The organism is Citrobacter sp. Cf116 (assembly GCF_030336505.1).
Taxonomy (GTDB): domain Bacteria; phylum Pseudomonadota; class Gammaproteobacteria; order Enterobacterales; family Enterobacteriaceae; genus Citrobacter; species Citrobacter freundii.
The window spans coordinates 1,179,999-1,194,815 of the sequence record NZ_JAOWEQ010000037.1 but is presented as its reverse complement, the minus strand read 5'-3'; the positions used below and the strand labels follow the sequence as shown (position 1 = coordinate 1,194,815).

Here is a 14,817-nt window from a genome sequence, read left to right as displayed (position 1 = left end):
CCTCTGTTCATCCGGCCTACTGCGTCGAGAAATCGAGTAGGCCGGACGTGCGCTTTTTAATGGTAACCCATTATCTGCGCACCAATCACCACCACGCTGGACATAATAAACAGTAGCCCCAACAGCGTAGCACCTACCTTCAGCCAGTTACGAAAATCCACCCGACAAACACCTAACGTAGCCATCAGAGATGCCGACGTCGGATAGATAATATGGCTGAATCCGTCGCCAAACTGGAAGGCCAGCACGGTAACCTGACGGTTGACGCCAACCAGATCGCCCAGCGGCGCTAACAGCGGCATGGTCAACGCTGCCTGACCGGAGCCGGAGGTGACGAAGAAATTAAACACCGCCTGGAACAACAGCATAAACCACGCTGCTATGGCGTTATCCAGACCGCTAATGCCGTTGGCAATACTGTGCAGCAGCGTGTTTAACACGCTGGCTTCACCCGCCTCTCCATTACCGACCAGCAGTAAAATGCCCTTGGCAAAACCAACCAGCAGGGCAGGAGCAATCATCATCCGCGCACCCTCGGTAAATGAAGATGCCATAATATTGACCGTCATGCCGTTGAGCCGAAACACGACGCCGATAATGCCAATCAACAGTCCCATGGTGAAGAACTGGCTGGCGATCTCAGGAATGAACCATGCGTGGACGATAACGCCCCAGATGACCCACACGATCACGCCCGTCAGCACCATCAGCACCAGCCAGTCGCCGAGCGTGAAGCGGCGCTCAATGACTTCATCCTGCTGTTCGCGGAAGAAACGGTCTGATTCATGCACGCGCGACAGCTGCGGATTCTTTTTGATGCGCGCCGCATAGGCCAGCGTGAAGGTCAGGCCAATCATTGTGGCAACGACCCACACCACGATACGCAAACCTGAGCCGGAGAGCACCGGAACGCCCGCAATGCCTTGCGCGACCACCACGCAAAATGGGTTCATCCATGAGCTGGCGAAACCAATCTGAGTCGCGATATAGGTAACCAGAACGGTGGTGATACTGTCGTAACCTAGCCGGACCATCAGCGGCGCGATGATAATGGCAAAGGCAACCGCCTCTTCCCCCATGCCAAACACCGCGCCGCCTAAGGAGAAGAGAATAAACAGCACTGGGATAAAGAGGACCTCGTTGCCCCGCGTATGGCGGATGAGCGCCAGGATGCCGTTATCAATGGTGCCGGTACGCATAACGATGCCAAATGCGCCGCCAATGACCAGCATAAACATAATGATGCCGACCGCAGTGCCGAATTTCGAGCCGGAGGTTAAGCCTTCGAACGGAAAATTCATCAGGCCAGGACTTTCATCTCCGGTGGTAAAGAACTTAACTGGGTGATACTGCTCTTCACCAGCTTCATTGGTCAGAATACGAAAGGAATGGGGGTCAACCACCTTACGGGTTTTGGTTTGTCCATCAACCTGATATTGCACTTCCTGGCTGTCGAACATCCCGACGGGAACAACCCATGTCGCCAGACTGGTTAAAATGGCGACGAAAAAAATAATCACCAGCGTGTCGGGCATCGCCCATTTTTTGGCTGGCTGTGATTCTGTTACTGCTGACATGAAAGACTATCCCTGTTGCAACGCAAAGAGGGTAAGTATGCGAACAGAAGAATAGTTATTCATTGATGCAGCGCATTCAGGCAAATATTTCAGATTATGCCAAAGGGGAAACAGACATAAAAAAACCGGAAATATCAGCTATTTCCGGTTTGATAAGTAGATGTGTTGCCGGATAAGAGATCCGGCACACTCGGCAGATTACTGCTGCTGCTGGGAAGACTGGATCGCGGTCAGTGCAATGGTATAGACGATATCGTCTACCAGCGCGCCACGAGACAGGTCGTTCACCGGCTTGCGCATACCCTGCAGCATCGGCCCGATGGAGATCAGGTCGGCAGAACGCTGTACCGCTTTGTAGGTGGTGTTACCGGTGTTCAGATCCGGGAAGATGAACACGGTAGCGCGACCTGCAACCGGAGAGTTCGGCGCTTTGGATTTCGCAACGTCAGCCATAACGGCGGCGTCGTACTGCAGCGGGCCGTCGATCATCAGGTCAGGACGTTTTTCCTGCGCCAGACGAGTCGCTTCACGAACTTTCTCTACGTCGCTACCTGCACCAGAGGTACCGGTGGAGTAGGAGAGCATCGCAACGCGCGGTTCGATACCGAAGGCAATCGCGGATTCAGCGGACTGAATAGCGATTTCTGCCAGCTGTTCTGCGGTTGGATCCGGGTTGATCGCGCAGTCGCCGTAAACGTAAACCTGATCCGGCAGCAGCATGAAGAACACAGAAGACACCAGGGAACTACCCGGTGCAGTTTTGATCAGCTGCAGCGGTGGACGAATGGTGTTCGCAGTAGTGTGAACGGCACCGGAAACCAGACCGTCAACGTCGTCCTGTTCCAGCATCAGGGTACCGAGAACGACGTTGTCTTCCAGCTGTTCGCGGGCAACGGTTTCGGTCATGCCTTTGTTCTTACGCAGTTCGACCAGACGAGCAACGTAGCTTTCGCGAACCACATCTGGATCAACGATTTCTACGCCAGCGCCAAGTTCAACGCCCTGAGAGGCCGCAACGCGGGTGATCTCATCCGGGTTACCCAGCAGTACGCAGGTTGCGATACCACGTTCAGCACAGATGGCTGCCGCTTTAACGGTACGCGGTTCGTCGCCTTCCGGCAGAACAACGCGTTTGCCCGCTTTACGCGCCAGCTCGGTCAACTGATAACGGAACGCTGGTGGAGACAGACGACGGCTGCGCTCAGACGTTGCGGTCAGAGATTCAATCCAGTCAGCGTTGATGAAGTTAGCAACGTATTCCTGAACTTTTTCGATACGCTCGTGATCGTCAACCGGAACTTCCAGGTTGAAGCTCTGCAGGCTCAGAGAGGTCTGCCAGGTGTTGGTGTTGACCATGAATACCGGCAGGCCGGTTTCGAATGCACGTTCGCACAGTTTGGTAATGCGCGCGTCCATTTCATAGCCGCCAGTCAGCAGCAGGGCACCGATTTCTACGCCGTTCATGGCCGCCAGGCATGCTGCAACCAGCACGTCAGGACGATCGGCAGATGTTACCAGCAGAGAACCAGCACGGAAGTGCTCGAGCATGTGCGGAATGCTGCGTGCGCAGAAAGTCACAGACTTCACGCGGCGGGTGTTGATATCGCCTTCGTTAACGATGGTGGCGTTCAGGTGACGCGCCATATCGATTGCACGGGTAGCGATCAGATCGAAGCTCCATGGCACCGCGCCCAGAACCGGCAGCGGGCTGGATTCTTGCAGTTTAGCCGGATCAACTTTGATCACTTTCGCTTTGGAAGAGTCATCGAAAATCTCGGACAGATCCGGGCGAGTACGGCCCTGCTCATCAACCGGTGCGTTCAGTTTGTTAACGATTACGCCGGTGATGTTGGTGTTTTTCGCGCCACCGAAGCTGCTGCGAGTCAGTTCAATACGCTCGTTCAGTTGTTCCGGGGTATCGGTGCCCTGAGACATAACGAAGACGATTTCTGCATTCAGCGTTTTCGCGATTTCATAGTTCAGAGACTGCGCGAACTGATGTTTACGGGTTGGGACCAGGCCTTCAACCAGGACAACTTCAGCGTCTTTAGTGTTCGCGTGGTAGTTCGCGATGATCTCTTCCATCAGCACATCTTTCTGATTGCTGGACAGCAGAGATTCAACGTGGCTCATCTTCAGCGGCTCAGCGGCTGGCAGAGAAGAGTTAGCACGGACGATGCTGGTAGTCTGGTCTGGCGCATCGCCACCGGCACGCGGTTGAGCGATCGGCTTGAAGACGCTCAGACGAACGCCTTTGCGTTCCATTGCGCGGATCACGCCAAGGCTGACGCTGGTCAGACCGACGCTGGTTCCGGTAGGGATCAGCATAATAATACGGGACACGGTTTATCCTCTTTCGTTACCGCCCGTTTCAGGCGGGTTACAAAACAGCACCGCCAGCTAGGCTGGCGGTGTGAAATCAGGCGGTCAGACGGCTCGCGTCTTGCGCGATAACCAGTTCTTCGTTGGTTGGGATAACCACCGCAGGACGGGTACCTTCTTTGTTGATGAAACCAGATTTGCCGAAACGTGCGGCCAGGTTACGTTCGTGGTCTACTTCAAAGCCCAGAACGCCCAGTTTGCCCAGAGACAGTTCACGAACCATCGCGGCGTTTTCACCGATACCACCGGTGAAGACAACGGCATCCAGACGACCATCCATCAGCGCAGTGTAAGAACCGATGTATTTCGCCAGACGGTGGCAGTAAACGTCCATTGCACGTTTAGCGTCTTCTTTAGTCGCGTAGTTATCTTCAACATAGCGGCAGTCGCTGGTGACTTCGGTCAGACCCAGCAGGCCGGACTCTTTGGTCAGCATTTTGTTGATCTGGTCAACGCTCATGCCCAGGGTGTCGTGCAAGTGGAAGATGATCGCCGGGTCGATGTCACCGGAACGCGTACCCATCACCAGACCTTCCAGTGGGGTCAGACCCATGGAGGTATCAACACATTTACCGTTACGGATAGCAGATACAGAACCGCCGTTGCCCAGGTGGCAAGTGATGATGTTCAGCTCATCAACCGGTTTGTTCAGCACTTTAGCCGCTTCCTGAGTGACGAAGAAGTGGCTGGTACCGTGCGCGCCGTAACGACGAACGCCATGTTCTTTGTACAAGCTGTACGGCAGGGCGTAGAGGTAAGATTCTTCCGGCATAGTCTGATGGAACGCGGTGTCGAATACGGCCACGTTTTTGTCTTTCAGATTCGGGAAGGATTTCAGCGCTTCAGCGATACCGATCAGGTGTGCAGGGTTGTGCAGCGGTGCAAAAGAGGCTGCATCTTTGATACCCTGAATAACGGAATCGTCGATAACTACAGAGCCGGTGTATTTTTCGCCGCCGTGAACAACACGGTGACCAATCGCAGTCAGCTGAGCAGACAGTTCTGGTTTTTGTGCCAGAATAGTATTAACGATAAAATTCAGCGCTTCACTGTGAGCGGCGCCTGCACCTAAAGCCGCTTCTTGTTTACCGCCATCCATTTTCCATTTGATACGTGCTTCTGGGAGATGGAAACATTCGGCTAAACCAGAAAGGTATTCTTCACCGTTTACTGCATCGATGATGGCAAATTTCAGTGAGGAGCTACCGCAGTTCAGAACCAGTACTAACTTACTCGACATGGAAGTACCTATTTATGATACGTGGCTAAAAAAACGTCAGGGAGTCATAGAGCGTAGCGCATGATGACACCGACGTTTATGATTAACATCATGCGCCATGGTCTTTTTGGGCACGATGGAATAAATACCTTTGAGTCTATGTCATTTTGCGTATTTTTCAGCCAATGGCATACTATGTGTCAATTTGACGACTCAATGATTTTGGACTAAAGGCCTTACAGGCCGGCACAGGATACCTGAATGTGGGTATCAAAGACAAAATGTTTTGAACGATGTCCCTTGTAGTTGTTGTTTTGCACAATTTTTTTAATTTTTATATGTGAAGTTGAGGTAACCGCCATGTCGACACCGGATAATCGTTCCGTCAATTTTTTTAGCTTGTTTCGCCGGGGGCAGCACTACGCGAAGACGTGGCCAATGGAAAAGCGCCTCGCGCCCGTGTTTGTAGAGAACCGTGTGATCCGTATGACACGTTACGCAATCCGTTTTATGCCGCCTATCGCCGTCTTCACCTTATGCTGGCAAATTGCGCTAGGGGGACAGTTGGGACCGGCCGTGGCGACCGCGCTGTTTGCGCTCAGCCTGCCGATGCAGGGCATGTGGTGGCTGGGTAAACGTTCCGTAACGCCGCTGCCGCCTTCAATACTCAACTGGTTCTACGAAGTTCGGGGTAAATTGCAAGAAGCCGGACAGGCGCTCTCTCCGGTAGAAGGAAAGCCGGATTACCAGGCGCTGGCTGACACGCTTAAGCGCGCCTTCAAACAACTGGATAAAACTTTCCTTGATGATTTGTAATTGACCCCTGATTACGCATATAAAAGAAGGCACAAGATGCCTTCTTTTTTTTCATCGCAGTAGTAGTGATACAGGAGTCCCAAATGGAAATGACCAACGCTCAACGTCTGATTTTGTCGAATCAGTACAAAATGATGACTATGCTCGACCCAACTAACGCCGAGCGTTATCGTCGTTTGCAAACGATTATTGAACGCGGTTACGGCTTGCAGATGCGTGAGCTGGATCGTGAGTTTGGTGAACTGACGGAAGAAACCTGTCGTACGATTATCGATATTATGGAGATGTATCACGCATTACATGTGTCCTGGACTAATCTTAAGGATGCACAGGCTATTGATGAGCGCCGCGTGACTTTCCTCGGTTTTGACGCCGCAACGGAAGCCCGTTTCCTCGGATACGTTCGCTTTATGGTGAATGTGGAAGGTCGCTATACCCACTTTGATGCGGGTACGCATGGCTTCAACGCCCAGACCCCGATGTGGGAAAAATATCAGCGTATGTTGAATGTCTGGCACTCTTGCCCGCGCCAGTATCACCTGAGCGCGAATGAAATTAACCAAATCATTAATGCCTGAGGGGGCGAGCGTGCAGTGCAAAGGTTTTCTGTTTGATCTGGATGGAACGCTGGTCGATTCCCTACCCGCAGTAGAGCGTGCGTGGTGCAACTGGGCCGATCGTTTTGGCCTCGATCACGCCGAAGTGCTCGGCTTTATTCATGGCAAGCAGGCCATTACCTCCCTGCGACACTTTATGGTGGGCAAATCTGAGGCAGAGATCGCCGCGGAGTTTACCCGTCTGGAGCAGATCGAAGCGACAGAAACCGCCGGGATCACTGCGCTGCCTGGGGCTGTTGATTTACTCAACCATCTCAATAAAGCGGGTATTCCATGGGCGATTGTGACCTCAGGCTCTATGCCGGTCGCACGGGCGCGCCATCGTGTTGCTGGGCTTCCTGCTCCTGAAGTGTTTGTCACCGCCGAGCGGGTAAAAAGAGGGAAACCAGAGCCAGACGCGTATCTGTTAGGCGCTCAGCTTCTGGGCCTGGCGCCGCAGGAATGTGCCGTGGTGGAAGATGCCCCCGCCGGGGTGCTTTCAGGACTGGCAGCTGGGTGTCATGTCATCGCGGTCAACGCGCCAACTGATACGCCGCGTCTGGACGAGGTTGATTTTTCGCTGACCAGTCTGGAACATATTTCTGTGACCAAACAACCCAACGGAAATGTGGTCGTTATAAGAAATACCTGATCATGATTTAGCCCCAGATTGTTGGGGCTTTTTTATGGCAGAATCAGTCCATCCCTCTCATTTAACAAGGATATGTTGTGAACGGTGAATTGATATGGGTTCTCTCATTGCTGGCGATTGCCGTCGTCTTGTTTGCAACTGGCAGAGTGCGTATGGACGCGATCGCTTTGCTGGTCATTATTGCCTTTGTTCTGAGTGGAACATTGAGCATCACAGAGGCTTTTTCAGGGTTCAGCGATCCTAACGTTATTTTGATAGCGGCTTTATTCATTATCGGTGACGGCCTCGTGCGTACCGGTGTGGCGACAGTAATGGGCGCCTGGCTGGTGAAGGTCGCCGGTAGCAGTGAAGTCAAAATGCTGGTGTTGCTGATGATAACCGTAGCTGGTCTCGGTGCATTCATGAGTTCGACCGGTGTGGTCGCCATCTTTATTCCGGTTGTCTTAAGTGTTTCCATGCGCATGGAAATTTCCCCTTCACGCCTGATGATGCCGCTAAGTTTTGCCGGCTTGATAAGCGGCATGATGACGCTGGTGGCAACGCCGCCAAACCTGGTCGTCAACAGTGAACTGTTACGTGAAGGACTTAATGGTTTTAGCTTTTTTAGCGTAACCCCACTGGGATTGGTGGTGTTGGTACTTGGCATAATTTATATGCTGGTGATGCGTTTTATGCTGAAGGGTGAAGACTCCGGGCAGCCGGGCGACGGCTGGAAGCGCCGGACCTTTCGCGATCTGATTAAAGAATATCGCCTGACCGGGCGCGCGCGTCGCCTGGCGATTCGCCCGGGTTCTCCTATGATAGGCCAGCGTCTGGACGACCTGAAACTGCGTGAGCGCTACGGGGCAAACGTGATTGGCGTGGAGCGCTGGCGTCGCTTTCGTCGCGTGATCGTTGACGTAAACGGGGTTTCTGAGTTTCGTGCTCGTGACGTATTGTTGATTGATATGTCTGCGGCTGATGTCGACCTGCGTGAATTTTGCGCTGAGCAACTGTTGGAACCGATGGTGCTGCGTGGAGAATACTTCTCCGAGCAGGCGCTTGATGTGGGCATGGCCGAAATCTCTCTGATCCCTGAGTCGGAATTGATCGGCAAAACGGTACGGGAAATCGCTTTTCGTACGCGTTACGGGCTGAATGTCGTTGGGCTGAAGCGCGATGGTACGGCGCTGGCCGGGGCGGTGGTTGATGAGCCGCTGTTGATGGGCGATATCATTTTAGTGGTGGGCAACTGGAAGCTGATCACGCTGCTTGGACAAAAAGGGCGCGATTTTGTGGTGCTAAATATGCCTGTGGAAGTCAGTGAAGCTTCTCCGGCGCACAGCCAGGCGCCGCATGCGATTTTCTGTCTGGTACTGATGGTCGCGTTAATGCTCACCGATGAAATCCCTAATACGGTTGCCGCGATTATCGCTTGTTTGCTGATGGGAAAATTCCGCTGCATCGATGCCGAAAGCGCCTACAAAGCCATTCACTGGCCAAGCATTATTTTGATTGTCGGGATGATGCCTTTTGCGCTGGCGTTACAGAAAACGGGCGGCGTCGATCTGGTGGTGAAAGGGCTAATGGACGTTGGTGGTGGGTACGGCCCGTATATGATGCTGGGCTGCCTGTTCGTGCTGTGCGCGACCATTGGGCTATTTATCTCTAACACCGCGACGGCGGTACTGATGGCGCCGATTGCGCTGGCGGCGGCAAAGTCGATGGGCGTTTCGCCGTATCCGTTTGCGATGGTGATTGCGATGGCGGCTTCCGCAGCCTTTATGACGCCAGTGTCTTCACCGGTAAACACACTGGTGCTCGGGCCGGGTAACTACAGCTTTAGCGACTTCGTGAAGATTGGCGTACCGTTTACGGTGATTGTCATGGCAGTGTGCGTGGTGATGATCCCGATGCTGTTCCCGTTTTGACCGCCGCAGTAAACGCCTGATGGCGCTGCGCTTATCAGGCCTACGGATATCACGTTATCTGTAGGCCGGATAAGGCGTTAGACGCCATCCGGCAAAATCGTTTAAAGCGGTGAATCCTGGCTGATTTCATCTAATGAAAGGTGAAAGCTTGGGACAAACACGTCCATAAAGTAGTCCATCTCTTCGCTGCGTCGTGACTCCAGCGTTTTTTCCAGACGTGTTTTCGCCAGCAGAAATTCGTTGTTACCGGCGGAGAGTTCTTCCAGGCACTTCAGATAGGCGCACAGGGCATCGGCCTGTTTAACAATCGATCTTTCTTCTTCACTTAAGGCATGTTCATCAATGAGCGGTGCAAAAATATCACGTAACTCATCGGGAACCATATCGACCAGTTTTTGCTGGGTAATTTTCTCTATCGCTTTATATTCCTGAGCAATCTGCGAGTTGAAATATTTCACTGGGGTAGGAAGATCGCCGGTTAACACCTCTGACGCATCGTGATACATCGCCAGCAGGGCAATACGCTCAGCATTTACCTGACCACCAAATTTACGGTTTTTGATCGCGGCCAGCGCATGAGCAACCATAGCAACCTGCAGACTGTGTTCGGACACGTTTTCGGTGCGCACGTTGCGCATCAGCGGCCAGCGGTTAATGAGTTTCAGACGGGAGAGGTGGGCAAAAAAGTGGCTCTGCTTCATAACGACCCTTACTCAGTGACTTCAGTAACGGTATTTTGCGCAGAGAGTGCTACCGGATGCAAACCCGGTAGCACTTTGCGTGGTTACAGCTGGCGATACCCTGACAGGAAACGCTCAAATTTACTCAACGACATTTCGATATCATCAATTCGCGGCAGCGTAACGATGCGGAAATGATCCGGCCACGGCCAGTTGAATGCCGTCCCCTGGACCAGCAGTACTTTTTCCTGCAACAGGAAGTCGAGCACCATCTTCTGGTCGTCATGAATATTGAAGCGCTTGGCGTCAATTTTCGGGAACATATACAGTGCACCGCGCGGTTTTACGCAAGAGACGCCAGGAATATCATTGAGCAGTTCCCAGGCGCGGTTACGTTGCTCATACAGACGTCCGCCAGGCATGATGAATTCGCTGATGCTCTGATATCCGCCCAGCGCGGTCTGAATGGCATGTTGTGCAGGGACGTTCGCACACAGGCGCATAGAAGCCAGCATCTCAAGGCCTTCGATATACCCTTTGGCATGTTTCTTCGGTCCGTTCAGTACCATCCAGCCCTGACGGAAACCGGCAACACGATAGGTTTTTGACAGGCCGTTAAAGGTAATAGTCAGCAGATCCGGGGCCATTGCCGCTATCGAGTGGTGCTCGGCGTCATCGTAGAGAATTTTGTCGTAAATCTCATCTGCAAAGATGATGAGGTTGTTCTGGCGAGCAATCTCAACAATCTCCATCAGCAGCTCTTTAGAATAAACAGCGCCGGTTGGGTTGTTGGGGTTGATGATGACGATCCCACGCGTACGCGGCGTAATTTTGGCGCGGATATCATCCAGGTCCGGGAACCAGTCTGATGATTCATCACACAGGTAGTGCACGGCATTACCACCAGAGAGCGAAACCGCCGCCGTCCACAGTGGATAATCAGGTGCAGGAACCAGCATTTCGTCCCCACTGTTCAGCAATGCCTGCATGGCCTGCACAATCAATTCGGATACGCCGTTACCGATATAGATATCTTCTACGGTTACATCGCGCATCCCGCGGGCCTGGTAATGCTGCATGATTGCTTTGCGGGCTGAATAAAGGCCTTTGGAATCGCAATATCCTTGCGCAGTTGGCAAATTGCGGATCACATCCACTAAAATTTCATCTGGTGCTTCAAACCCGAAAGGCGCAGGGTTGCCGATGTTCAGTTTCAGAACTTTGTTGCCTTCTTCTTCCAGGCGCTTTGCTTCCTTCAGAACCGGGCCGCGAATGTCATAACAGACGTTTTCTAATTTGCTGGATTTTTCAATGGGGGACATGAACGTTGACCTTTTTAGCTGTGAATGCCACTCCCTGCCGTGGAAGTCAGCCCAGCACAATGTACTCCCACGACGGTGAGTTTTGAAGGGTCTTTAGTAGAAGATTTTGGAAAGCAGGAGGGCGATAATTAACTTTTAATAACTAAATTATACAATTATTACAGTGTAATAATCTGGATTGTTGTGTTTTTTATGATTTATGTTTTGCTTTGTTGGCTTTGGTATGGTGATTTGTCTGGTCGAAAAAAGTTAGCCCTATAAAACAAAATGTAGCCGATATCTGTGCGATACGGCGGGATTCGAAAATACTGAGGTTTCATCCACGAATTCTGTTATCGGTCTGATCCCTACGTGACGCGGTGTGAATCCATTGTTAAGCATAATTAATGAATTGAGAGATTCTTAATTAATTATTATTTATTATTTAAACGACATCAAATTGAGTGGACTAATAATACGAAAACCGTTGCACTGACATAACACCAATTCGCCCGGAATTATTCGCAATAACACTTATAAATATAGTGGTTTTAGGTTAAGATAACTCCTATGAAATGGTGTGTAGTACGAGTTTTACGATAATTCAAATGTTTGTTGGTTGTTCATAACATACTGAAAAGTTAGTTTTTAATGTGTAAATTATTGTTCGTTAACTATTTTTTAAATTTACAAAATTTACATGTTTTCCATTAGTCAGAATCATCCGGCAGCTAAAAATACGGCTCTTTCTCGTTGCTATATTCCGATGAATATCACGGGTTTTAAAATAGCTCAGAAAGAGCATTGTTTCGTTTGTTAAACCAAATACATCCTTATTTTCACTTGGTTACACTAAGCGAAACTGAAGGGAGGCACATTACAAATGGAGTTGTTTGATTCTGAATGCACAGCATTAACCCGGTATGACCCGCGAGTAAGTGAAAAACTATGATAAATGCAAATCGTCCGATAATTAACCTCGACCTCGATCTGCTGAGAACCTTTGTTGCTGTTGCCGACCTAAATACCTTCGCGGCTGCGGCAGCTGCAGTATGTCGAACTCAGTCTGCGGTAAGTCAGCAAATGCAGCGCCTTGAGCAACTTGTGGGGAAAGAGTTGTTCGCGCGTCATGGACGCAACAAACTGCTGACCGAACATGGTATCCAACTGTTGGGTTATGCCAGGAAAATACTGCGATTTAATGATGAGGCATGCTCATCATTGATGTTTAACAATCTTCAGGGGGTGTTAACTATCGGTGCTTCTGATGAATCCGCCGACACCATACTCCCATTTCTGCTTAACCGCATTAGTTCGGTTTATCCGAAACTTGCCCTTGATGTAAGAGTGAAACGCAATGCTTACATGGTGGAGATGCTTAAGTCGCAAGAAGTGGATTTAGTGGTAACCACGAATCGCCCTGACGATTTTGAATGCCTGAATTTGCGGACTTCACCGACGCACTGGTATTGCGCAGCCGAATATATCCTGCAAAAAGGCGAACCCGTGCCGTTAGTTCTGCTGGACGATCCCAGCCCGTTTCGCGATATCGTGCTGGCGACGTTGAATGCCGCACAGATCCCGTGGCGTCTGGCTTATGTCGCTTCAACATTACCTGCGGTCCGCGCGGCGGTAAAAGCAGGGCTTGGCGTTACTGCGCGTCCTGTAGAAATGATGAGCCCGGATTTACGCGTACTGGGTGCGGCGGACGGATTACCACCTCTGCCTGATACCGAGTATCTGTTGTGCAGCGATCCGGCCACGCAAAATGAATTAGCTCAGGCTATCTTTAAGTCGATGCAGACATATCAAAATCCTTGGCAATACAATCAGTTTACCCCTGAAGGGGGAGATGACTCGCTGATTGTTGAAGGCGACTTTGAGTAAAGCGTCACAAAAAACGTTTAAAAATGTAAGTGTAAAAAAGAGCCACTGATGATGAAAAAACATCCAGCGGCTCTTTTTTTATGCAAATATTACTGATTTCTGTTCATTCATATACTAAAACTTAACAAAATCAGCAGGTAAAAAAACAGACTGACAATAGGGTGAAAAATAATCAGCCGCGTTGCTAAATGTTTCCATGTTAAAAAACTAGAGAAATTGTTGCTGTTTTTTATGGTGAATTAACAAAAGCGTGTCACAGATCAAGAAAATACTCCCATTTAGGGGGAGGCATCTGGGTGAATTCCTGTCAAAATAGACGTGTATTATCTTTTTTACTTCACTACGGACACGATTCAACAACATTAAAAATGACCGATGATGCAATCGAAATGGGTCTAAAGAGCACTTTATGTTAATGAGGTTGGATTAGTGTAAAATAATGTGAGGAAACTTTTGTTAAAGTTGACAAAAGGTTATAGAAAGGAGTAAAAAACCCCATCAATTAGCTGTATAAAATGATTTTTCACAGTGATTGTAAGGTTTTTTTTATTCCTCCCCATGAATCGATGTGGCGTTCATCTGCCGAAAAGAGCAGAGAATTTGGCGCTACTTTTGATGAGTAAGCAATGAGTATGTCAACATCCACTGAAATCATCGCTCATCACTGGGCATTCGCTATCTTTCTTATCGTTGCCATTGGCCTGTGTTGCCTGATGCTCGTCGGCGGCTGGTTTTTAGGGGGTCGCGCACGCGCGAGATCTAAAAACGTGCCGTTTGAATCAGGTATCGACTCGGTCGGCACCGCCCGCCTGCGCCTGTCTGCCAAGTTTTATCTGGTAGCCATGTTCTTCGTTATCTTCGACGTTGAAGCGCTGTATCTGTTCGCATGGTCAACTTCTATCCGTGAAAGCGGTTGGATTGGCTTTGTGGAAGCTGCAATTTTTATTTTTGTGTTACTGGCAGGTCTGGTTTATCTGGTGCGTATTGGCGCGCTGGACTGGACGCCCGCGCGTTCACGCCGCGAGCGTATGAACCCGGAAACGAACAGTATCGCTAATCGTCAACGCTAACCGCGAGGCATTAAGATGGATTATACGCTCACCCGCATAGATCCTAACGGTGAGAACGACCGTTACCCCCTGCAAAAACAGGAGATCGTAACCGACCCCCTGGAACAAGAAGTTAACAAAAACGTGTTCATGGGCAAACTGCATGACATGGTTAACTGGGGCCGTAAAAACTCAATTTGGCCATATAACTTTGGCCTTTCCTGCTGCTACGTTGAGATGGTGACCTCGTTTACCGCCGTGCACGATGTGGCCCGTTTTGGTGCGGAAGTACTGCGTGCATCGCCGCGTCAGGCTGACCTGATGGTCGTAGCCGGAACCTGCTTTACCAAAATGGCGCCAGTTATTCAGCGCCTCTACGATCAGATGCTGGAACCGAAATGGGTTATTTCCATGGGCGCATGCGCCAACTCCGGCGGGATGTACGACATCTATTCTGTAGTGCAGGGCGTTGATAAATTTATTCCGGTCGATGTGTACATCCCGGGATGTCCGCCGCGCCCAGAAGCGTATATGCAGGCTCTGATGCTGCTGCAAGATTCCATTGGCAAAGAACGCCGTCCGCTCTCCTGGGTGGTTGGCGATCAGGGCGTTTATCGCGCCAATATGCAGTCAGAACGCGAGCGTAAACGCGGCGAACGTATTGCTGTAACGAATCTTCGTACACCAGACGAGATTTAATTTGCGCCTGTCGGCAGCAGCACTTCCTTCGCTTATCACTACATAAATA

The 14,817-nt window shown here is 50.7% G+C and carries 12 protein-coding genes; 7 read left to right on the top strand and 5 right to left on the bottom strand.

Translation table 11 applies throughout. The annotated features are described in order from the left end of the window. Window positions 1–56 precede the first annotated feature (56 nt). The 3 genes from yfcC to ackA form a co-directional block, all read right to left on the bottom strand. Complete coding sequence (gene yfcC, locus OGV74_RS15070; protein WP_086504380.1) at window positions 57–1,577, bottom strand: putative basic amino acid antiporter YfcC; 1,521 nt, start codon at window positions 1,575–1,577, stop codon at window positions 57–59. A gap of 198 nt (window positions 1,578–1,775) precedes the next feature. After that, window positions 1,776–3,920 carry a phosphate acetyltransferase gene (pta, locus tag OGV74_RS15065; RefSeq protein ID WP_003028094.1) on the bottom strand — a complete coding sequence of 715 codons (2,145 nt, stop codon included), beginning with the start codon at window positions 3,918–3,920 and terminating at the stop codon, window positions 1,776–1,778. A 76-nt stretch (window positions 3,921–3,996) separates the two neighbouring features. Continuing rightward, window positions 3,997–5,199, bottom strand: coding sequence for an acetate kinase (ackA, locus tag OGV74_RS15060; protein WP_003028092.1), 1,203 nt, complete (start codon window positions 5,197–5,199; stop codon window positions 3,997–3,999). 339 nt (window positions 5,200–5,538) lie between these two features. Here ackA and yfbV point away from each other — a divergent pair, with 339 nt between their 5' ends. The 4 genes from yfbV to OGV74_RS15040 all read left to right on the top strand — a co-directional run bounded on the left by yfbV (window position 5,539) and on the right by OGV74_RS15040 (window position 9,152). Continuing rightward, window positions 5,539–5,994 carry a terminus macrodomain insulation protein YfbV gene (gene yfbV, locus OGV74_RS15055; RefSeq protein WP_003028087.1) on the top strand — a complete coding sequence of 152 codons (456 nt, stop codon included), beginning with the start codon at window positions 5,539–5,541 and terminating at the stop codon, window positions 5,992–5,994. Between the two features lie 83 nt (window positions 5,995–6,077). Then, window positions 6,078–6,572 carry a YfbU family protein gene (locus tag OGV74_RS15050; RefSeq protein ID WP_003028086.1) on the top strand — a complete coding sequence of 165 codons (495 nt, stop codon included), beginning with the start codon at window positions 6,078–6,080 and terminating at the stop codon, window positions 6,570–6,572. After that, on the top strand, window positions 6,565–7,242 hold the full coding sequence (locus OGV74_RS15045) for a sugar phosphatase (protein WP_085952518.1): 678 nt from the start codon (window positions 6,565–6,567) through the stop codon (window positions 7,240–7,242). The genes OGV74_RS15050 and OGV74_RS15045 overlap by 8 nt, the downstream gene beginning before the upstream one ends. A gap of 77 nt (window positions 7,243–7,319) precedes the next feature. Then, window positions 7,320–9,152: an SLC13 family permease gene (locus tag OGV74_RS15040; RefSeq protein WP_003028084.1), complete on the top strand. Its 1,833-nt coding sequence runs from the start codon at window positions 7,320–7,322 to the stop codon at window positions 9,150–9,152. A gap of 101 nt (window positions 9,153–9,253) precedes the next feature. Here OGV74_RS15040 and yfbR read toward each other — a convergent pair whose 3' ends face one another. Next, a complete protein-coding gene (gene yfbR / locus OGV74_RS15035) occupies window positions 9,254–9,853 on the bottom strand; it encodes a 5'-deoxynucleotidase (RefSeq protein ID WP_086504379.1) in 600 nt (199 codons plus the stop codon). A gap of 83 nt (window positions 9,854–9,936) precedes the next feature. Further along, window positions 9,937–11,154 carry an alanine transaminase AlaA gene (gene alaA, locus OGV74_RS15030; protein ID WP_003028082.1) on the bottom strand — a complete coding sequence of 406 codons (1,218 nt, stop codon included), beginning with the start codon at window positions 11,152–11,154 and terminating at the stop codon, window positions 9,937–9,939. Between the two features lie 927 nt (window positions 11,155–12,081). Between alaA and lrhA the strand changes: the two genes are divergently transcribed. The 3 genes from lrhA to nuoB all read left to right on the top strand — a co-directional run bounded on the left by lrhA (window position 12,082) and on the right by nuoB (window position 14,768). Beyond that, window positions 12,082–13,020 carry a transcriptional regulator LrhA gene (gene lrhA / locus OGV74_RS15025; RefSeq protein WP_003028079.1) on the top strand — a complete coding sequence of 313 codons (939 nt, stop codon included), beginning with the start codon at window positions 12,082–12,084 and terminating at the stop codon, window positions 13,018–13,020. A 626-nt stretch (window positions 13,021–13,646) separates the two neighbouring features. Then, window positions 13,647–14,090, top strand: a complete 444-nt coding sequence (nuoA, locus tag OGV74_RS15020) for an NADH-quinone oxidoreductase subunit NuoA (protein WP_003028077.1) — start codon at window positions 13,647–13,649, stop codon at window positions 14,088–14,090. Between the two features lie 15 nt (window positions 14,091–14,105). Next, on the top strand, window positions 14,106–14,768 hold the full coding sequence (gene nuoB / locus OGV74_RS15015; protein ID WP_003028075.1) for an NADH-quinone oxidoreductase subunit NuoB: 663 nt from the start codon (window positions 14,106–14,108) through the stop codon (window positions 14,766–14,768). Window positions 14,769–14,817 lie beyond the last annotated feature (49 nt).